This is a genomic window from Geomonas oryzisoli, from assembly GCF_018986915.1.
Lineage (GTDB): Bacteria > Desulfobacterota > Desulfuromonadia > Geobacterales > Geobacteraceae > Geomonas > Geomonas oryzisoli.
In genome coordinates this window covers 3,073,958-3,092,833 of the sequence record NZ_CP076723.1, presented here as the reverse complement: position 1 = coordinate 3,092,833, position 18,876 = coordinate 3,073,958, and the positions used below count along the sequence as shown (strand labels likewise).

The window sequence follows — 18,876 nt, the reverse complement described above, 5'->3', positions numbered from 1 at the left end:
GGGACGTCATGGCAGCTGAAGCGGCGGTACCCACACTGAAAACTCCAGAAGGGGGCACGCATATGAAAGATCCTCGCGTCAGACAATTCGCCGAAGTCCTGGTCAACTACTCGGCCCGCGTGCAGCCGGGCGACGTGGTGCTCATCTCCTGCGCCGGCCTGGAAGGGGCGCCGCTGGTGAAGGAACTCTACGCCCTGTGCCTGGAGAAGGGTGCCAAGTACGTCGAGTACGAGTTCAGCATCCCTGACATCGGCCGCTACTTCTACAACCTCGCCAGCGCCGATCAGCTCGCCTATTTCCCGCAGCACAAGCTCGATTTCATGAAGCAGGTGGACGTCTACTTCGGCCTCTCCGCTGCGGACAACTCCATGGTGATGGCCAAGGCCAACCAGAAGAGCATGATCGCCTGGTCCAAGGTCGTGCGCCCCATCATCGACCAGCGCGTCAAGGGGACCCGCTGGGTGGTGACCCGCTACCCGACCCACGGCGCCGCACAGGAAGCGCGCATGAGCCTGGATGAGTACGAGGATTACCTCTTCGCCGCCTGCTGCATGGACTGGGAGGAGGAGTCGAAGAAGCAGGACGCGCTGAAAGCCTGCGTCGACGCCGCCGACCGGGTCCGCATCAAGGCCTCGGACACGGACCTCTCCTTCAGCATCAAGGGGCTCCCCGGCATCAAGTGCGACGGGCGCCTGAACATCCCGGACGGCGAGGTCTTCACCGCGCCGGTACGCGACTCGGTGGAGGGGTACATCACCTACAACTGCCCGACGGTGTACCAGGGTAAGGAATTCAACAACATCCGCCTCGAGTTCGAGAAGGGGCGCATCGTGAAGGCGACCTCGCCCGGTATGGACGCGGAGCTGAACCGCATCCTCGACACCGACGAGGGGGCGCGCTACGTGGGCGAGTTCGCCATCGGCGTGAACCCCAACATCCGGGTGCCGATGCGCAACATTCTCTTCGACGAGAAGATCTTCGGCTCGATCCACTTCACCCCGGGCCAGGCCTACGACGAGTGCGACAACGGCAACCGCTCCGCCGTGCACTGGGACATGGTGAAGATCCTCGCTGGCGACGGCGAGTTGTGGTTCGACGACATCCTGATCCAGAAGGACGGCCGCTTCGTGCACGAGCCGCTTCTGGGACTCAACCCCGGTGACTAGCCATGCTGCTTGAGATCAACCCCGACAATCCGCAACCGCGCCTGATCGCCAAGGTGGTCGAGATCCTGAAAAACGGCGGCGTCGTGGCCTACCCCACCGACACCACCTACGGCATCGGCTGCTCCATCTTCAGCAAGAAGGGGATCGAGCGGATCTACCAGATCAAGCAGCGCGACCGCAAGAAGCCCTTTTCCTTCATCTGCACCGACATGAGCGAGATCGCCCGCTACGCGCGGGTGTCCAACTACGCCTTCAAACAGCTGCGCCGCCTGCTCCCGGGGCCGTACACCTTCGTCTTGGAGGCGGCCACCGTGGTGCCGGACCTGTTGCAGACCAAGCAGAAAACGGTGGGCATCCGTATCCCGGACAACGAGATCTGCCTCGCCATCGTCAAGGAACTCGGTGCCCCCATCGTCACCACCAGCGCCAACCTCTCCGGCGAGGACCCGATCGGCAACCCCTGGGCCGTCGAACACGAACTCGGCAAACAGCTGGACCTGGTGGTGGACGGAGGCGATCTTTCCGCGGACGTGAGCTCCGTGGTCAGCCTGATCGGCGACCGTCCCGAGGTGCTCAGAAAGGGCGTCGGGGACGTGAGCTGGTGCGAATAGGGCCGTCCCGACCCGAGGTTATCATCCATGCGTAAAACCACGGTGCGCCGCGGCATCAGAGCCATCTGCGCCGGCATCATCGCCTTGATCGTCGCCACCTTCTTCCATAGCGAGCTCTCCACCCTGCTCATGCTCGGCATCGAAGGGGAGGCGCGCCTCACCTTCCTGGGATTTTTCCTGTCCGGCATGCTGGGAGGCTTCGGTGTGCTGATGGCCGCCCTGGGCCTGCTGCAAAGCGGGGTGGGACAGCCGCGGGTGCGCCTTTTCCCCAGCCTGGTGCTCCTCTTCTCCCTGGTCGTACTCTTCTTCGTCTTCACGTACACCTGGATCACCACGCCCCCCCCTCCGGCCCTCCCGCCGGGAGAGAGCATCAACATTTAAAGGCAGGTTGAGGTTAAGGTCGAGGTTGAGAAAACGACCCGCTTTTTTCGGTTCTCCTCAACCTTAACCTTAACCTCAACCCCGTTTTCATGATATATTGGCCGGACCAAAAATAATGAAAAGGGAGGGTGGCATGTTCCGTCTCACCATTCACACTGCGTTTGCCGCGGCCCACAATCTGATCAATTACCAGGGCGACTGCGAGAACCTGCACGGCCACAACTGGAAGGTCGAAGTTTCCATCACCACCAACGAGCTTGACAAGGCCGGCTTGGGCATCGACTTCAAGATACTCAAGCGGGAGACCAACGATCTCCTGAAGACGCTGGACCACAAATACCTCAACGAACTGGCGCCGTTTGCCGAGGTCTCACCTTCGTCCGAAAACATCGCCCGCTACCTTTACCACGAACTGACCAAGATCTTCGGTTCGGAGAAGGTCAAGGTGGACATGGTCACGGTGTGGGAGTCCGACTTCGCGGCAGCGAGCTATTATGAGTAAACTGCAGGCGCCCCTGGTCGAATGTTTCTCCTCCATCCAGGGGGAGGGGGTGCTGGTCGGCCTGCGCCAGGTATTCCTGCGCTTCTCCGGCTGCAACCTGAACTGCAATTTCTGCGACACCCCCGGCATGAGCGCCGTTCCCGATGACTGCCTGCTGGAGCTCACCCCGGGGCGGCGCGATTTTTTCAAGGTGCCCAACCCGGTTCCACTGGAGCGTGTGGCCACCCTGATCGAAAGCTGGACCGCCGCCTGGCCGGGGATCCACCACTCCATCAGCGTCACCGGCGGCGAACCGCTTCTCTTCGGGACCCTGCTCGAAGAGTGGCTGCCGGTGCTGAAAAAGCTCCTCCCTATTTACCTGGAAACCAACGGGACCCTCCCCGAGGCGCTGGCGCCGCTCATCCCGCATCTGGACTCGATCGGGATGGACATCAAGCTTCCCTCCTCGACCGGCTGCCCTGAGCTGTGGGACCAGCACCACGCCTTCCTCGAGCTTGCGGCCATAAAGGAGGTCTTCGTCAAGATCGTGGTGGCCCAGGGGACCGAGGACTGGGAGATCCAGCGCGCCTGCGCCATGATCGCCTCGGTGGATCCGGCCATCCCGCTCATCCTACAGCCGGTGACCCGCGCCGACGGGAGCATCGGCATCGACGCCCTGCGGACCCTGGAACTCCAGGAACTCTGCTCGTCACTCAGGGAGGTGCGGGTCATCCCGCAGACCCACAAGTTCATGGGGCAGCTCTAGCCCGCGTCCTCTCTCTCCAGTGGGGGAGGGGAGACACGACAGAGCCTAAGGGCGCCCGTTCCGGGCGCCCTTTCATTTTGGCGGGGTGCCCGTTATAATGAGTGGCTGTGGCATCGTCCAGGAGGTTTTCCACGTGCAGAAGCTAGCCAAGGTAGACGAGATGAACGCGGTGCTGGAGGAGCTCTCCATCCAGCACCTCAAGGGAAAGGTGAGGGCCCTGCGCCTGAGCCTGATGGCCCTTCTGACCGGCGGTCACATCCTCCTGGAGGACATCCCGGGCCTGGGCAAGACCACCATGGCCCTCGCTTTCGCCAGCGCCCTGGGGCTCTCCTTCGGCCGGGTCCAGTGCACCAGCGACCTGCTCCCCTCCGACATCACCGGTCTCTCCGTCTTCGACCGCACCGAGGGGCGCTTCAACTTCATCCGGGGCCCCATCTTCAACAACATCGTCCTGATCGACGAGATCAACCGCGCCATGCCCAAGACCCAGAGCGCGCTCCTGGAGGCGATGGAGGAGCGCCGCGTCACCGTCGAGGGGGTCACCTATCAGCTCCCCGAGCCCTTTTTGGTGCTGGCGACGCAGAACCCGGTGGAGCAGGTGGGGACGTATCCCCTGCCCGAGTCGCAGATGGACCGCTTCCTGATCCGCACCGGCATCGGCTACCCCCCCGAGGAGATCGAGAAGGGTATCCTGAGGCAGGGGAGCATCCGGGACGATATCATGCACATCCCGGCGCTGGTGCGGATGGATGACCTGGTCACCGCGATCGCCACCGTGAAGAGCGAGGTGTACGTGGGCGAGAGGGTGACCGACTACGTCTACGCCATCATCAAGGCGACCCGCAACCACCCACTGATCCAGGCCGGCCTCTCCACCCGCGGCGGCATCGGCATGGTCGACGCCGCCAAGGCGGCCGCCTACCTGCATGGCCGCGACTTCGTGGCGCCCGAGGACGTCAGGGATGTCGCCCACGCCGTTTGCCCGCACCGCCTCATCTTCCGCCCCGAGCACGAAGGAGTGGACAAGGAGCACGTATTAAACGCGATCTTAAAAGAGATACCCCTCCCTCTCACATAAAGCTGACCACGGGGGGCGGGCTCTACGTGGCCTCCACGCTGCTGTTGGGGGTGTCCGCGGTCAACACCGGCAACAACCTCCTTTTTCTCATCGTCGCCGCCATGCTCGCTTTCATGGCGACCACCGGGGTGCTGGGGTGGCTGAACATTCGGGGGCTCACCCTGAACGTGCACCTGCCGGACGAGGTCTATGCCGGCACGGACACCTTCCTCTCCATCACGCTCCATAACGCGAAGAAGTTCCTGCCGTCCTTCCTGATCCGGGTGGCCGTTTTGGGAGAAACGACATCCTTTCTCCTCGTGGAGAGAAAACGCCCGCAGTCGGGGGCGCTGCTGCTTTCCTTTCCCGTGCGCGGCCCCCTGCAACTGGCCGAGGCTTCGATCAGTTCCCCCTTTCCCGTCAACTTCTTCATCCGTGCCACGTCGCTGCCTATCCACCAGGATTGCACGGTTTTTCCCGCGCCGCGCCCGCTGCAGGTCCCGGCGCCGGGCGGAAAGCCCGATGCCGGGGAGGCGGCCGCCACCGCCTCCGCGGGTTACGACGGGGAGCTGGCCAAGATCTCGGACTACCGGGGCGGGGAGCCCCTGAAACTGATCCACTGGCGCCTGTCCGCCAAGCATGAGGTGTTCAAGGTGAAGGAGCTCACCGCGACGGCCGCCGAACCGCTGCTGCTCGAGCTTGATTCGATCCCCGGGCGCGACGTGGAACAGCGCCTCTCTTTCTGTACCTTCCTGGTGAACCGCCTCATCAAGGGGGGACGCCCAGTCGGCCTGAAGCTGGGGGAGCGTGTCATCCCCCCCGGCAGCACCAGGAGCCATCGCCTGAGGCTCCTCACGGAACTTGGCAACCATGGTAAGAATTGACCTGCTTCTGAGCGGGCTCACCGCCTGCATCGCCCTGATCGGGTACCTGCCCCTGCAGGCCTACCTCGACCCCTTCGCGCGCTACTTCTTCCCGGCGGCGCTCCTGCTTGCGGCCTACCTGCAGTTCCGCGGGCGGCCCTTGCCGCCACGGGTGCTGACACCGGCCTCGATACTGCTCTTTTTCTTCCTCGCTTCGCAGTTCTCCCTGAGCCGGCTGGTGCCGGTAACGGCCGACCTGCTGGTCGTCTTTCTCGGCGTAAGGCTTCTGGGCGAGCGGATCGGGCGCAACTACCTGCAGGCCTTCGCCCTTTCCCTCTTCTGTCTGGCCGCCTCATCACTCTACGAAATATCCGCCGTTTTCCTGGTGTATATCTTCTCCCTGCTGATCCTGGTGGCCGTGGCCCTGGTGCTGTTGACCTTCCACGCCCAGGATCCGGCAACCGTCCTGCCGGGGCGGGAGGCGAAGATGGTGCTGACCGTGGCAGCGCTGATGCCGGTCGCTTCGCTGCCGCTGCTCCTGTTGCTCTTCTTCGTCCTGCCCAGGACGCAGTATCCGATGTGGAACTTCTTGAACGGGCCGGCAGGGAAGAAGACGGGACTGTCGGACACGGTGCAGCCGGGGAGCGCTCCGGCCGTCTCGGAAGTGAAGGGGGTGGTGCTGAGGGCGGTGACCCCCAAGGTCCCGGAACAGAAACTGTACTGGCGTGCGGTGGTTCTGAACGCGTTCAAAAAGGACGCCTGGGTGCGCGAGCCGGTAGCCGGCGATGCCCCATCGGTAGCCAAGGGGGACGCGGTGCTCCAGGAGATTTATCCCGAGCGCTCGGCTACCTCCTATCTCCCCGCCCTCAACGTCACCCGCGCCGTCTCGGACCTGCGCAACGAGGGGGCCAGCGACGGCACCTTCGTGTCCCGGCGCCCCCTGGACAAAAAGGTGAGGTACCGTGCCGAGTCGGTACTCGCCGACACGCTCCGGACCAGGCACATCGAACGGGACTTCTACCTCCGGCTTCCGGAGCAGGTCTCGGAACGGATGCGGGCCCTGGGGCGCGAGCTGGCGCGTACCGGCCGGAGTACCGAAGAGAAGATGACGGCACTGGAGGCTTTCTTCCGCGACCAGCGCCTGCGCTACGCCAACACCGACCTTCCGGTCGGTGAAGACCCGCTGGGTGCCTTCCTCTTCGACAAGAAGCGTGGCAACTGCGAGTACTTCGCCTCCTGTTACGCGTTGCTGCTGCGACTGGCCGGGGTTCCCTCGCGCCTGGTCGGAGGGTACCGCGGCGGGACCTACAACGACATCGGCGGTTACTACCTGGTCACCGAGGATATGGCGCACGTCTGGGTGGAGGCGTACCTGGATGGGGTGGGGTGGCGGATGGTGGACCCGAGCGCGTGGGCACTGGGGACGGTGCGCGGCAGCCAGGCGAGGGGGATTTCCATGTACCTCGACATGGTCGGCTTTTATTGGGACCAGGCCGTGGTCACCTATGACCTTGACAAACAGTTGGCCTTGGTGCGAAATGCCGGGAGCAAAGCACGGAACCTGCACTTGCCCACTTCCTTCGGGAGAGGGGGGCTGCTGGCCCTGCTCGCTGTGGTGCCGCTGCTGCTTTGGATCCTGTGGCGCAGACGGCGACCGGCCACTGTCGAGGCGCGTCTTCTGCGACGCATGCTCCGCCAGCTGGCCAAGCGGTACCCCGGAGAGATCAGCGGGAACGAGGGACTCTTCGAACTCTCCGCCCGGCTGCACGACCGGCACCTGGCCCGCTTCGCCGCCGTGTACGGCTCCGCCGTCTACCACGATCGCCCCTTAAGCCGCGTCGAGGCCGCAGAGCTCGAGCAAATCGTTCGGGAAGTATCCCAGGATCGTCCTTGACACCGGACCGGGTTTGATTTAGTTTTAGCATTCCGTATTCTCAGCGGTTACGAGGCGTTAACTTGGCTTCCAAAAAAGACAAAATTCTTGAGAGTGCCCAGCGGTTCGTGCTGAAGGGGCAGATCGACAAGGCTATCAAGGAGTACCAGCAGGTGGTGGCCATGGAGCCCGGCGACCTCCGCTCGCGCCAGCGTCTGGCCGAGCTCCTGGTGCGCGACAACCGCAAGGATGAGGCGAGCCAGCAATACGAGGACATCGGCAAGCACTACGCCGACAACGGCTATTTCCTCAAGGCGATCGCCACCTATAAGCAGATACAGCGTCTCAACCCCGGCAATCTGTCCACCGCACTCACCATCGCCCACCTGAATCACCAGCAGGGACTGATCGGCAACGCGATGGCCGAATACGGACAGGTGGTGGCGCACTACGAGAGAGAAGGGGACTTGAAGGAGGCCCTCAAGGTGGTGGAAAAGATGGTGGGCGTCGACGCCGACCATGCTGCCACCAAGCTGAAATATGCGGAGCTGCTGTACGCGACTGGCGCGCAGGAGCAGTCCCGGGAGGCCTTTGCCGCTCTGGAGGCCGGACTCCGCAGCCGCGGCCTCACAGGCGAGGCCGCCTCGGTCGTAGCCCGCGCCCGGGAGCTCTTCCCGCAACAGGAAGCCGTCGAGCCCCCGGTTTCCCTTGAAAATGAAGGGCTTTCCGTGAACGGTTTCGACGCAGGTGACGAGGTGCCCGGTGTGGCGGCGGCCCCTTGGGAGGCTCCCATCGAGGAACCCGCGCTTCCGGACTGGGACGCTCCCGCGGCTGAGCTCCCCGATCCCTTCGCGGCACCGGCGACACCGCAGGCCGAACTTGCAGAACCCGCAGAACCCGCAGCCGCGGCGACGGCCCCGGCCTCCTACGAGGCCCCTGCGCCCTGGGACACCGAGCAGGAAGACGCCGAGTCGGCGGGTTCCATCGCCTGGGAAGAGGAGATCGATCTCGACCTGGATGACGATGGTTTCCAGGCGGCACCGGCTCCCGAACCGTTTGCGGTTTCCGAGGAGCCCCAGGCGCCCCCCGAGCCCGCCGCCGCGCCTGCGGCCGAGGTGGAGCTCCCGCTCGATTTTTCGCTGGAGCTGAACTTCGACGAGGTTGACCAGGAACTGGAGGAGGCCGAGCCGGAGCAGGTGCCGGTGGTTGAGCTCGACCTGGAACAGGGAGGGGAACTGGAATTGACCCTGCCGGACCAGGAAGCTCCTTTCGGCGAGCTCTCCTGGGAGGAAGAAGGGGAGCAGGAGCTGCCGCAAGAGCCCGAGGTGCCGGAGCAGGCGGAGGAGCTGGCCGAGCTCGAGGAAGTAGAGCTGGAACTCGAGCCGTTCGCGGAGCCGGAGCTCGAGCTGGTGTCCGAGCAGGAGCCGCTCGAGGAGCAGGAGCCGGAAGCGCTCGCCCCCCCGGAGCCGGTCAGGCAGCGCGGGTGGGAGGAGATCTTTCCGAACGCCGCAGCCGGGGAAGCCGACCTCGACCTCGAGGAGCTGGAGTCGCATTACGATTTGGGGATCGGCTACAAGGAGATGGGGATGTACGCCGGTGCCATCAAGGAGTTCGACATCGCCGCGGCCAACCCGCAGCGCCGTTTCGACTGCCTGACCCTGCAGGCGATCTGCTACCGCGACAAGGGGGAGCCGGCCAAGGCAGAGGAGCTGTTGCGGCGCGGCCTGGACCTGGACGTCATTTCCAAGGATGAGCGTACCTGTCTCAACTATGAGCTGGGGGTGCTGGCGGAGGCAAGAGGCGCGGCAGATGAGGCAATTGAAATGTACCGGGAGGTGATCCGTGCCAACCCCGCCTACCAGGATGCTTCCAACAGGCTTTCCACCCTTTCGGGCGAGGAAATCCCGGACATCATCGACCTGGAGCTGGAAGAGGGGAGCTGACCCTTACCAGGATAAGAGGTTGAGCGGCGGGACCAGGCGGACCGGCGCCTGGAAGAAGTCCCCGATGTAGTTGGCGGGTACCGGTGGCAGCGGACCGGCCGCTTCCAGCGTCTTCTGCACGGCCCGGTCGTAGACGATGTTCCCCGAACTTTGCAGGATGGTGCTGCCGATGATCTCGCCGTTACGGGTGATGGTGATGTTCACCACTATCGGCGCCACCTTCTGATCCTTCTGTTCCAGCCACCACTTCTCGTTTACCCCCTGCAGCAGCCGAATATAGTACTCCCTGATCTCCGGGCGCAGCGTTTCGCCGTCGCTCAGCGGCTTGAAGTATCCCTTGGTGAGTCCCATTCCGAAGGTGGTGTGGGAACGCTCCTCGACTGCAGTCTGGGGCTGCGCGGGCTGGGGGACGGGGGCCGCGGGTTGCGCAGCCTGCGCCTGCTGCGCTGGAGGCGTCGGCGGGAGCGGTTCCGCCTCTTCCTGGGGTTGTTCCGGTTCGGGTTCCGGCTCCGGCTGGGGCTGCACTGCGGGGGCGGCCGGAACGGGTGCTGGGATGGTGTTGAGGTCGACGTAGGTCACGGCGGGGCGGGCGGGTTCGCCTCCTCCGGGGATGCCCAGGATCAGCGCGGCGCAGACCAGGTGCAAGATCAGTGAGACCCCGAGGCCGGTGATCAACTGCTTGTTGAGGCTGGTCGGGTAGTTCTCTTCCTGGAGAGGATCAAGTGGATCTATCGCGTCTTGCATAACGGCTTGGGTCCTTCTCCGGGCCTGAAAAGCGGGGCGGCGGGCATGGTTAGTGTCCGTCATGTATAACAAATTCGCGTCGGATCTGGCAACCAAAGAAAGACGTTTACGGAAAAAGCAAGGGACCTTAACGGGTCCCTTTTTACGTTCATCCGCAACCATGGGAGATTCCCCTCCCCTTGCGGGAGGGGGGTAGGGGGTGGGGGAGGGTGCCACCTCCGATGCTCATGGCAGCTTCACCCACCCCCCCGGCCCCCTCCCGTCAAGGGAGGGGGAGGTTCAGCAGCTGTCCTCGGAAGGATGGGGGCTCGCCCCTCGGGTTATGGGGCGGGGGAGGGGGCGCCAAGGGCAGGGGCGGTCCGGCTAAAGTCCCAGCGCAGCTCCTCCTGCATGCTCTGTGCGTCCACGACCGCAATGGCTGCCATGTTGACGATGGTGGCCACGTCGTCCCCTCTTTGCAGCACGTGCACCGGTTTTTTCATTCCCATCAACAGCGGCCCGATCGCCTCGGCGCCTCCCAGTCGGTGCAACAGCTTATAGCAGATGTTCCCCGAGTTCAGGTCCGGAAAAATCAGGATGTTGGCGGGGCCGGTCAGGGTGGAAAAGGTGTAGTTGGCCAGAAGCTCCGGTGTCACCGCCGTGTCCGCCTGCATCTCGCCGTCGATCTCCAGGTCCGGGGCACGTTCCTTCACGATCTCCACCGCACGTTTCACTTTCTGGGTCAGCGCGTGGTTGACCGAGCCGAAGTTGGCGAAGGAGAGCATGGCGATCCTCGGCACGATGTCCAGCAGCTGCACCTTTTCCGCAGCCAGGAGCGCGGTCTCCGCCAGTTCCTCCGCGGTTGGCTCGATCTCCACGGTCGTGTCCGCCATGAAGTAGATCCCCTTCTTGAAGACCATCATGTACATGCCGTGCACGCCGGTCAGCTGCGGCTGCCTGCCGATCACCTCCAGCGCCGGGCGGATTGTGTCCGGGTAGTGGGTGTCGATCCCGCCCAGGAGCGCGTCGGCGTCCCCCATGTGCACCATCATGGCGCCGAAATGGTTGCGCGACTTGCGGCGCACGATGCGCTGCGCTTCGGTGAGCGTGATCCCCTTGCGCTGCCTCATTCGGTACAGCTCCTGGGCATAGGACTCAGTCAGCTCGGAGTCCTCGGGATCGACGATGGTCACGTTGAGCTCCATCCCCAATTCGGCCATCTTCTCCAGCACCTTGTCGCGGTTGCCGATCAGGATCGGCTTTGCGATCCCTTCCTCCACCAGGTGGTAGGCCGCCTTGAGGATCTTCTCGTTGTCCCCTTCGGGGAAGACGATCTTCTTCGGGTCGCACTTGGCCTTGTTGATGATGGCGCGCATGGTCTCCTTGGCGCGTCCCTGCAGGGTTTCCAGCCACTCGACGTAGCGGTCCATGTCCTCGATGGGGGTGCGCGCCACGCCGCTCTCCATGGCCGCTCGCGCCACCGCCGGCGCCACCCGCAACAGCGCGCGCGGGTCGAAGGGTTTGGGGATGATGTAGTTGCGCCCGAAGGAGAAGCTTTCGTTGCCATAGGCACGGCAGACCGAGTCGGGGCATTCCTCCTGGGCCAGCTGAGCCAGCGCGAACACCGCCGCCTTTTTCATCTCCTCGTTGATGGTGCTGGCCCTGACGTCGAGGGCGCCCCTGAAGATGAAGGGGAAGCCGAGCACGTTGTTCACCTGGTTCGGATAGTCGCTGCGGCCGGTGGCCATGATCACGTCGGAGCGCACCGAGAGCGCCTCTTCCGGGGTGATCTCCGGGTCCGGGTTCGCCATCGCCATGATGATGGGGTCCTTGGCCATGTCCCGCACCATCTGCGGGGTCACCGCCCCCTTGGCGGAAACGCCGATGAAGACGTCGGCGCCGCGCATCGCCTCTTCCAGGGTGCGCAGCTCCGTGTCCAGTGCGAGGCGTTCCTTGTAGGGGTTCATCCCCTCGGGCCTCCCCCGGTAGATCACCCCCTTGGTGTCGCACATGCAGAGGTGTTCGGGGTTCGCCCCCAGCGAGATGACCAGGTTGGCGCAGGCGACGCCGGCGGCACCGGCGCCGTTCACCACGATGCGGACCTTCTCGATCTTCTTCCCGACGAGCTGCAGCGCGTTGATGAGTGCTGCCGAGCAGATGATGGCGGTGCCGTGCTGGTCGTCGTGAAAGACCGGGATGTTCATGGTCTTTTTGAGCTCTTCCTCGATGTAGAAGCATTCCGGCGCCTTGATGTCCTCCAGGTTGATGCCGCCGAAGGTCGGCTCCAGGAGCTGCACCACCTTGATCACGTCGTCCGGGTCCTCCGACTTCACCTCCAGGTCGAAGACGTCGACGTCGGCGAAGCGCTTGAAGAGGACCCCCTTGCCCTCCATGACCGGCTTGCCGGCCAGGGCGCCGATGTTGCCCAATCCGAGCACCGCGGTGCCGTTGGAAACGACCGCCACCAGGTTCCCCTTGGCGGTGTAGAGGTAGGCGTCCGAGGGGCGCTGTTCGATGGCCAGGCAGGGCTCCGCGACGCCGGGGGTGTAGGCGAGTGACAGGTCGAGGGACGTGAGACAGGGCTTGGAGGAGACGACTTCGATCTTTCCCTTGCGGCCGCTGGCGTGATATTCGAGTGCGTCTATCTTCTTCGTCATGGGATCCTCCTCGAGACAGGTAGGGACGGTGAGTTATACGGACTGGAAAATACGGCTGGAGCGATGTCTACGTGTAAAGAAGGAAACGGTGCTGCCACATGAAGATTGATCAGAAAAGGGAAGTTGTAGAAGGGGATGCGAAATTATAGCATGGCAGGTCACCGGATCAATCTCCGGTCGTGCCGCCAGATTGATTTCAAGACCATCACGACCCGCAGTGCCTTTCCTGCAATGTCAGGTCGAGGTTGAAAATTGAGACAATCTGGTTGATAATCTTCGCGGCTATAACTGGAAACGAGGGGAGGATGTCATGGACAGGCTTTGGGCGCCCTGGAGGATGGAATACCTGACGCAGCCGCCGGCGCCTGGCTGCATCTTCTGCGCGCAGGGGGACGATCGGGAGCTGCTCATCATTCACCGCACGCCGCTGGCCCGCGTCATGCTGAACCGCTACCCGTACTGCAACGGGCACCTGCTGGTTTCCCTGCACCGTCACAGCGCCGAGCTGAACGAGCTTTCCGGGGAAGAGATGCAGGAGCTGTTTCGTACCGTGGCGCTGTGCAAGGAGGTGCTGGCCCGCGCCAGCAGTCCCGACGGTTTCAACATCGGGCTGAACCTGGGCAAGGCGGCCGGGGCGGGCGTCGTCGACCACCTCCACCTGCACGTGGTGCCGCGCTGGAACGGCGACAGCAACTTCATGTCGGTGACCGCCGACCTTCGGGTGCTTCCCGAGGCCCTGCTGACGACCTACGATCGCCTGCTCCCCTTCTTCCGTGAAACGGAGGGTGCGTGAAGCGGGAACTGTGCATCGGCGTGGATCTCGGGGGGAGCAACCTGAGGTTCGCCCTGGTGGACCGGCAAGGGAGGGTGCTGGCGCGCAGCGCGGAGCCCACCCTGCCGTCGGCCGGGCTCGACTCCCTGCTCTCCCGGCTGCAGGCGCGGGTTGGGCAGTTGCAGGAGGAGGCCGCCCGCATCGGGACTTCCGTCGCCGCACTCGCCGTCGGGGTTCCGGGGCTTGTCTGCAGCGACGGTGTCGTTCGCGCCAGCGTCAACGTCCCCGCTCTCGAGGGAGTGCCCCTGGCCCGGGAGCTCTCCGCAGCGACCGGGATGCCGGTTGTGGTGCTCAACGATGCCAACGCGTGCGCTCTGGGAGAAAAACGCTACGGTGCCGGGCGCGGCTACCACTCCCTGATAGCCCTCACCATAGGGACCGGGGTCGGCGCGGGGTTGATCCTGGACGGTAAACTCTGGACCGGGGTAGACGGTGCTGCGGGGGAGTTCGGCCACATCCCGGTAGAGCCGGAGGGACGCCCCTGCGGCTGCGGCAGCCGGGGGTGTCTGGAGCAGTACGCTTCGGCAGGCGCCATTGCCCGGGAGGGGGAGGGTGCCGAAGCGGTCGCCCGCCGGGCACGGCAGGGGGACGCCGCGGCACTCGCGGCGTTTGCCGCGGCCGGGCGCTACCTCGGGATTGCCGCGGCGGGCGTGGTGAATATGTTGAACCTGGAGGCGGTCATCCTGTGCGGCGGGGTGGCGCAGAGCTTCGACCTGCTGGAGCCCGCCCTGCGCCGGGAACTGGTTTCCCGCACCTTTCCCGTCTCCGGCGGCCGCGTGCATGTCGCACCGGGGGAGCTTGGGGACGATGCCGGGGTTCTGGGGGCTGCGGTGGCGGCCTTCGATACCGTTTTTTAGAAGGAACTCTCATTATTAAGGCGCCGTTTGCGGCGAACCTATGCTATAGTTACCGCTGTCCCGCACGCCGGGGCTTCAACCTCATGCTATCTGGAGGCGTCCATGTCGTTTAGAAGGATTTTCACCACTCTTTTCACTGTGTGCGTTCTGTTCGCCCTGGCGGCCACCGCGTTCGCCGCAGCCCCGGTCAAACCGGAGGACTCTTTCCGCAACGCTTTCCCGCAGGTTCCCTTCGACAGCATGACGCCGACGGAGATTCCCGGCCTCTACGAGGTCATCTCCGGGCAACGCATCTTCTACTACTACCCCGACAAGGAACTGGTGGTGACCGGCGAGATCGTGGGCAAGGACCTGAAGAGCCGCACCGCCGAACGCAAAGGGGCCATGATGGCCAAGGTGGTGAAGGACATGCCGTTGGACAAGGCCCTCAAGATCGGCGACGGCAAGAAGGTGGTCATCGAGTTCACCGACCCGGACTGCCCCTTCTGCCGCAGGGGCGCCGAGTACTTCACCAAGCGGACCGACGTGACCCAGTACATCTTCTTCGCGCCGTTGGCCCATCCCGGCGCGATCACCAAGATCGAGTACATCCTCTCGGCCGAGAACAAGGTGCAGGCCTACGACGCCATGATGCTGGGGCAGGAGATTCCCGCCAACGCCAAGCCCGCCTCTCCCGAGATCAAGCGGTTGGCCCAGGAGCACATGGACCTGGCCCGCAAGGCCGGCGTCACCGGGACCCCCACCTTCTTCATCAACGGGCAGATGGTGGTGGGCGCCGACCTGAACCGCCTGGACGAACTGCTCAAGTAAGATCCTCGTGTAAAGCGGAGACCGATACGGTGCCGAACCTGCCGTCGTATCCGGCCTCGATCTCCACTTCCCCCGCACGCATCCTGCCGATACCCGCCGCCAGAGTCGCCGTCGACCTGGCGGCGATTTCGTTCAAGGGCGCCTCGAGCAGGATGTGAAACTCGTTGCCCAGCCCCTCCAGGAGCTCGAAGTAGAGCGCCTGCGCCTTCTTGCTGCTGCTCCCCACCCGCAGCACCCCCCCGATCAGATCGATGAGCGGTATCACGGACCAGAAGGGCGGGGCCTGCGCCGGCTTAGCTCCCGCCGTCCGGTCCGCCAGCAGTTCCACCCGGTGCAGCACCCCCACCGTCAGCTTGCCGCCGCAGGCGGGGCAGCGATAGTCGTGGGCGATGGTCTCTTCGGGAGAGAACCTGACGCCGCAGCAGCGGTGGCCGTCGGCGTGGTACTTTCCCTGTTCCGGGAAGAACTCGATGGTTCCCGCCACTCCCTTGCCGCCGGCTATGGCGTGAAAGATCCCGTCGTAGCTCAGCTCCGAGTCGAAGATGGTCGCTTCACGCCCGAGTTTGGAAGCGGAATGGGCATCGGAGTTGGAGATGAGCGTGATGCCGTCCAGGACCGACAGCCGCCAGTTCATGGCCGGGTCGGAGGAGAGTCCGGTTTCGATGGCGTGCACCTCGGGGGCGAGCTCCTCGAAGCACTCCTCCAGGGACACGAACCCGGAGCAGGCGCCGAAGATGGAGAAGTGGGGGGTCCAGGCGTGGGCGGGGATGAGGAGCGCGCGTGGGGAAGCATCGAGCACCATGGCCAGCAGGTCCTTGGCGTCGAGCTTCAGGATCGGCCTGCCGTCGGAGGCTAGGGTGCCGACGCGGGAGAGTGCGCCGTTCAGTCGGTGCGCGGCGTGAAAGTCGGGGAGCAGCACCAGGCAATGCACCTTCCTGGTGCGCCCTCCCTTGCGGTAGATGCAGCTGATTTCGCCGCTGAGCAGGAAGGAAACGGGGGCGCGGCAGCTAAGCGGCACCTGGTCCGGGGGAGGCTCCCGGCGCAGACGCAGCAACCCGTCCTCGGCAGGGGCCAACTCCCGCTCCAGCTCCGCGAGCCACTCCGGATGGGTACAGTCGCCGGTGCCGACCACCCGTATCCCCTTCAACTGCGCCCAGCGCCGGAGCTGGTCCAGGTCGAGGTCCCGGCTGGTCGCCCTGGAGAAACGGGAGTGGATGTGCAGGTCTGCTGTGAATCTCATGGGGTGTGTTTGCGTAGCGCCCCCGCGCCGTCGCGGCGGTCACGGGGACGAAGGGGCGGCATGTCAGGCGCCGCTGGCCTGGGAGGAGCCGAACTTGCTGAGCATGTGCTGCCGGTAGCTGACGATGTCGCTGCGCAGCGAGGCGAGCTTGGCCATCTTTTCGTCGATCTTCTCGATATGCTCATCCAGGATTTCCACCAGCCGCGGCACCATGCGCTCGGTCTGCTTGGCTTCGCCGTACGCGGCGTAGAGGTCCTGCATCTCCTTGATGGTGAGCCCGAGCTCCTTGAGCTTGATGATGAACTTGATGCGACGCACGAAGTAGGGGGTGAAGCCGCGCGTGGCGCCGTCGCTTCTCGGCACGCTCTCGACGATGCCGACTTCCTCCCAATAGCGGATGGTCCTGGTGGTGAGTCCCAGAGCAGCGGCGACGTCCCCGATCGAGGTTATCTCTTCGCCGTCTTTGATGATGTCCATGAAAACCTCACGGTGGTAGATAAATTCCCAGCTAATCTAGAACATGGCGTTGTGAGTGTCAATCGCTTTCCCGCGAGGATACCCCATACGATGGGAAACCGTGTCATACGAAATGGTTGTTTACAAAACGATGTTTTTGGTGTATCGGATAGAATATCAGTAAAGAAGCAGGCAGGTGAAACAGTGGCTTCCGGTGCCTCACGTATGGCCCGCAGCATGCCTCGCGCTGTCTTGTGATTTGCGGGTGGATTAGAAAATAAAACAGGTGCTCATTGTGTAGCTGGGGTGGTGAGCGCCTGCACCGGTCTGTGATCGGCCCTTTCTGCCGGCCGTCCAACACTAGGGGCAATCGACGGGTTGCCCCTCTTTTTTTGCCCTCGACTGAAGGAGGGGACTGGCTCCGCCAGGTGCCTGTCCCCCTGGGGGTAATAAGCTGGCTGAGCGGAATGGAGCGTTCCGCCACACCCGAAGCGCTGCAGGAGCCCTTACGTTCCCCCCTTGTTAAAGGGGGGGGCAGAGGGGATTTTATTTTGCTTCTTCTTGCCCCCGCGGTGCCATTGCCTGTGCAGCCGCTCCATGCTATCCTGCCCACGCGCCAGTTTCCCGGCAGCGGTCGTTGCCGCCCTGCAAGGCCGCTATCCCCCTAACCAAAGGTGCTCGCGATGTCCATCTCCCAGTACCCCGCCAAGGTCACCATGCCCCAGCTCGGACACCCCTACCCGACGGTGTTCGCCTTCCTGGTGGAGCGTTTCCCCAAGATTCCGCGCGAGGTTTGGGAAAGCCGCATCGCCCAGGGCAAGGTGCTCGGCGAGGACGGCGCGCCGGTCGGTATGGACACCCCATACGCCCCGCAGAAACGGGTCTTCTACTTCCGGGAACTGGTGGCGGAACGGGAGATCCCATTCCCGGAAGAGATTCTGTTTCAAAACGACGAACTGCTGGTGGCGTGTAAGCCCCATTTCCTGCCGGTGACTCCCGGCGGCGCCTACCTGAACCAAAGCCTCTTGCACCGGCTAAGGGAGCGGACCGGGATCCACCACTTGGTGCCGCTGCACCGGATCGACCGGGAGACTGCCGGGCTCGTGCTGTTCTCGGTAAACCCGAAAACCCGCGGCCGTTACGGCGGGCTGTTCAGGGACGGCTGCATCGAGAAGGAGTATCGGGCCGTGAGCGTGGGGCGGGTGCCCGACGGCCGCGGGAGTTGGCTGGTGGAGAGCAGGCTGGTGCCGGGGGACCCGTGGTTCGTGATGGGGACCGAACCGGGAATACCCAACGCACGCTCGCAGATTCAGCTGCTCGAAGAGCGGGACGGGCGCGCCCTGTTCGCGCTCAGCCCGCTGACGGGCAAAACCCACCAGCTGCGGGTGCACCTGAGCTCGCTGGGAATGCCGATCCTCAACGACAGGCTCTACCCTCGACTGCAGCCGCGGCAGCCCGATGACTTCGACCGGCCGCTGCAGCTTCTGGCACAGCGGCTGCGTTTCAAGGATCCCATCAGCGGGAAGTGGCAGGAGTTCCAGTCTGATAGAAACCTTTTGTGGTAATCTAGAACAGTTCGCGGACCCTCTGGCATAGCTGACTCAAGGGAGGTGTGACATGGCCAAGAATGTGCTCCTGCTGGTCGACTACGGCGTTAACAACAGCATCCATATCGGGCTGTTCAAGATCCGGCTCAAAGAGGCGGGGTGGCGCCCGGGGCTCGTGGAAGGGGCATTCGAGAAAAACCTCGATCTTCCAGACTCGGTGATCGAGACGACCGTGCAGGAGGAGGTCGACAACGCCGCCAACCAGGCCGCCTTCAAGAAGACCTGCTGCGAACTCTTTGTCACGGAGGATGAACTGAAGTTCTGCTGGGATTGGAACACACCGTGATCTCTACTTGTCACCGCACCCGTTTCTGTCATTGCCGATCTGAAATCTCTGGACAAGTTCTTGAAATTTCAGTTACTATCCCGCCATGAACAAGATCGCAGCCCTATTTATTATTTTGTTTACCGTCGCCGTGATCAGCTTCGGTACCTGGCAACTGTTCAAGGGGAACTTCGAGGCGGCTTTTTCTTCCTTCCCGTTCCTGCTGATTATCTACTTTTTCATCAAGCCATACCGCAATTCATAATCCAGAAACGCGGCAGCCTTCGC

19 protein-coding genes are annotated in these 18,876 nt (G+C 63.7%); 15 read left to right on the top strand and 4 right to left on the bottom strand.

Annotated features, from left to right (window positions below):
• Positions 1-62 precede the first annotated feature (62 nt).
• The 9 genes from KP004_RS13485 (at position 63) to KP004_RS13445 (ending at position 9,141) form a co-directional block, all read left to right on the top strand.
• Positions 63-1,166, top strand: coding sequence for an aminopeptidase (locus KP004_RS13485; RefSeq protein WP_216799043.1), 1,104 nt, complete (start codon positions 63-65; stop codon positions 1,164-1,166).
• Positions 1,167-1,168: 2 nt separating this feature from the next.
• Entirely contained in the window at positions 1,169-1,777 is a 609-nt protein-coding gene (locus KP004_RS13480) for an L-threonylcarbamoyladenylate synthase (protein WP_216799042.1), read from the top strand.
• A gap of 27 nt (positions 1,778-1,804) precedes the next feature.
• Complete coding sequence (locus KP004_RS13475) at positions 1,805-2,158, top strand: hypothetical protein (RefSeq protein ID WP_216799041.1); 354 nt, start codon at positions 1,805-1,807, stop codon at positions 2,156-2,158.
• A gap of 133 nt (positions 2,159-2,291) precedes the next feature.
• Entirely contained in the window at positions 2,292-2,660 is a 369-nt protein-coding gene (gene queD / locus KP004_RS13470) for a 6-carboxytetrahydropterin synthase QueD (RefSeq protein WP_216799040.1), read from the top strand.
• A complete protein-coding gene (locus KP004_RS13465; protein ID WP_216799039.1) occupies positions 2,653-3,405 on the top strand; it encodes a 7-carboxy-7-deazaguanine synthase QueE in 753 nt (250 codons plus the stop codon). Before queD ends, KP004_RS13465 begins: the two co-directional genes overlap by 8 nt.
• A 160-nt stretch (positions 3,406-3,565) precedes the next feature.
• Positions 3,566-4,483 carry an AAA family ATPase gene (locus KP004_RS13460; protein WP_216802568.1) on the top strand — a complete coding sequence of 306 codons (918 nt, stop codon included), beginning with the start codon at positions 3,566-3,568 and terminating at the stop codon, positions 4,481-4,483.
• 26 nt (positions 4,484-4,509) lie between these two features.
• Positions 4,510-5,346 carry a DUF58 domain-containing protein gene (locus tag KP004_RS13455; protein WP_239026807.1) on the top strand — a complete coding sequence of 279 codons (837 nt, stop codon included), beginning with the start codon at positions 4,510-4,512 and terminating at the stop codon, positions 5,344-5,346.
• Positions 5,333-7,219 (top strand): transglutaminase TgpA family protein, encoded by a 1,887-nt coding sequence (locus tag KP004_RS13450; RefSeq protein ID WP_216799038.1) that lies wholly within the window; start codon positions 5,333-5,335, stop codon positions 7,217-7,219. The genes KP004_RS13455 and KP004_RS13450 overlap by 14 nt, the downstream gene beginning before the upstream one ends.
• A gap of 62 nt (positions 7,220-7,281) precedes the next feature.
• Positions 7,282-9,141, top strand: a complete 1,860-nt coding sequence (locus KP004_RS13445) for a tetratricopeptide repeat protein (protein ID WP_216799037.1) — start codon at positions 7,282-7,284, stop codon at positions 9,139-9,141.
• A 3-nt stretch (positions 9,142-9,144) separates the two neighbouring features.
• Here the strand turns inward: KP004_RS13445 and KP004_RS13440 are convergent, their stop codons facing one another.
• Together KP004_RS13440 and KP004_RS13435 are read right to left on the bottom strand one after the other, a co-directional pair.
• On the bottom strand, positions 9,145-9,885 hold the full coding sequence (locus KP004_RS13440; RefSeq protein ID WP_216799036.1) for an energy transducer TonB: 741 nt from the start codon (positions 9,883-9,885) through the stop codon (positions 9,145-9,147).
• Positions 9,886-10,205: 320 nt separating this feature from the next.
• On the bottom strand, positions 10,206-12,521 hold the full coding sequence (locus KP004_RS13435) for an NADP-dependent malic enzyme (protein WP_239026806.1): 2,316 nt from the start codon (positions 12,519-12,521) through the stop codon (positions 10,206-10,208).
• 310 nt (positions 12,522-12,831) lie between these two features.
• On the opposite strand from KP004_RS13435, the gene KP004_RS13430 reads away from it, so the two are divergent.
• From KP004_RS13430 to KP004_RS13420, 3 genes are all read left to right on the top strand, one after another.
• Positions 12,832-13,314, top strand: coding sequence for an HIT family protein (locus tag KP004_RS13430; protein WP_216799035.1), 483 nt, complete (start codon positions 12,832-12,834; stop codon positions 13,312-13,314).
• Positions 13,311-14,210 (top strand): ROK family protein, encoded by a 900-nt coding sequence (locus tag KP004_RS13425; RefSeq protein WP_216799034.1) that lies wholly within the window; start codon positions 13,311-13,313, stop codon positions 14,208-14,210. Before KP004_RS13430 ends, KP004_RS13425 begins: the two co-directional genes overlap by 4 nt.
• A gap of 102 nt (positions 14,211-14,312) precedes the next feature.
• Positions 14,313-15,020, top strand: coding sequence for a DsbC family protein (locus KP004_RS13420; protein WP_216799033.1), 708 nt, complete (start codon positions 14,313-14,315; stop codon positions 15,018-15,020).
• Here the strand turns inward: KP004_RS13420 and KP004_RS13415 are convergent.
• Together KP004_RS13415 and KP004_RS13410 are read right to left on the bottom strand one after the other, a co-directional pair.
• On the bottom strand, positions 15,013-16,260 hold the full coding sequence (locus tag KP004_RS13415) for an endonuclease Q family protein (protein ID WP_216799032.1): 1,248 nt from the start codon (positions 16,258-16,260) through the stop codon (positions 15,013-15,015). The genes KP004_RS13420 and KP004_RS13415 overlap by 8 nt on opposite strands.
• 63 nt (positions 16,261-16,323) lie before the next feature.
• A complete protein-coding gene (locus KP004_RS13410) occupies positions 16,324-16,737 on the bottom strand; it encodes a MerR family transcriptional regulator (protein ID WP_216799031.1) in 414 nt (137 codons plus the stop codon).
• A 662-nt stretch (positions 16,738-17,399) separates the two neighbouring features.
• On the opposite strand from KP004_RS13410, the gene KP004_RS13405 reads away from it, so the two are divergent.
• The 3 genes from KP004_RS13405 (at position 17,400) to KP004_RS13395 (ending at position 18,853) form a co-directional block, all read left to right on the top strand.
• On the top strand, positions 17,400-18,281 hold the full coding sequence (locus KP004_RS13405) for a pseudouridine synthase (protein WP_216799030.1): 882 nt from the start codon (positions 17,400-17,402) through the stop codon (positions 18,279-18,281).
• A 52-nt stretch (positions 18,282-18,333) separates the two neighbouring features.
• Complete coding sequence (locus tag KP004_RS13400; protein WP_216799029.1) at positions 18,334-18,609, top strand: hypothetical protein; 276 nt, start codon at positions 18,334-18,336, stop codon at positions 18,607-18,609.
• 85 nt (positions 18,610-18,694) lie between these two features.
• A complete protein-coding gene (locus KP004_RS13395; protein ID WP_216799028.1) occupies positions 18,695-18,853 on the top strand; it encodes a hypothetical protein in 159 nt (52 codons plus the stop codon).
• Positions 18,854-18,876 lie beyond the last annotated feature (23 nt).

Excerpts from the sequence above, each read along its gene's own strand:
- KP004_RS13485 (WP_216799043.1), top strand. The coding sequence starts at position 63 with ATGAAAGATCCTCGCGTCAGACAATTCGCCGAAGTCCTGGTCAACTAC.
- KP004_RS13480 (WP_216799042.1), top strand. The coding sequence starts at position 1,169 with ATGCTGCTTGAGATCAACCCCGACAATCCGCAACCGCGCCTGATCGCC.
- KP004_RS13475 (WP_216799041.1), top strand. The coding sequence starts at position 1,805 with ATGCGTAAAACCACGGTGCGCCGCGGCATCAGAGCCATCTGCGCCGGC.
- queD (WP_216799040.1), top strand. The coding sequence starts at position 2,292 with ATGTTCCGTCTCACCATTCACACTGCGTTTGCCGCGGCCCACAATCTG.
- KP004_RS13465 (WP_216799039.1), top strand. The coding sequence starts at position 2,653 with ATGAGTAAACTGCAGGCGCCCCTGGTCGAATGTTTCTCCTCCATCCAG.
- KP004_RS13460 (WP_216802568.1), top strand. The coding sequence starts at position 3,566 with ATGAACGCGGTGCTGGAGGAGCTCTCCATCCAGCACCTCAAGGGAAAG.
- KP004_RS13450 (WP_216799038.1), top strand. The coding sequence starts at position 5,333 with ATGGTAAGAATTGACCTGCTTCTGAGCGGGCTCACCGCCTGCATCGCC.
- KP004_RS13440 (WP_216799036.1), bottom strand. The coding sequence starts at position 9,885 with ATGCAAGACGCGATAGATCCACTTGATCCTCTCCAGGAAGAGAACTAC.
- KP004_RS13435 (WP_239026806.1), bottom strand. The coding sequence starts at position 12,521 with ATGACGAAGAAGATAGACGCACTCGAATATCACGCCAGCGGCCGCAAG.
- KP004_RS13430 (WP_216799035.1), top strand. The coding sequence starts at position 12,832 with ATGGACAGGCTTTGGGCGCCCTGGAGGATGGAATACCTGACGCAGCCG.
- KP004_RS13420 (WP_216799033.1), top strand. The coding sequence starts at position 14,313 with ATGTCGTTTAGAAGGATTTTCACCACTCTTTTCACTGTGTGCGTTCTG.
- KP004_RS13415 (WP_216799032.1), bottom strand. The coding sequence starts at position 16,260 with ATGAGATTCACAGCAGACCTGCACATCCACTCCCGTTTCTCCAGGGCG.
- KP004_RS13410 (WP_216799031.1), bottom strand. The coding sequence starts at position 16,737 with ATGGACATCATCAAAGACGGCGAAGAGATAACCTCGATCGGGGACGTC.
- KP004_RS13405 (WP_216799030.1), top strand. The coding sequence starts at position 17,400 with ATGTCCATCTCCCAGTACCCCGCCAAGGTCACCATGCCCCAGCTCGGA.
- KP004_RS13400 (WP_216799029.1), top strand. The coding sequence starts at position 18,334 with ATGGCCAAGAATGTGCTCCTGCTGGTCGACTACGGCGTTAACAACAGC.
- KP004_RS13395 (WP_216799028.1), top strand. The coding sequence starts at position 18,695 with ATGAACAAGATCGCAGCCCTATTTATTATTTTGTTTACCGTCGCCGTG.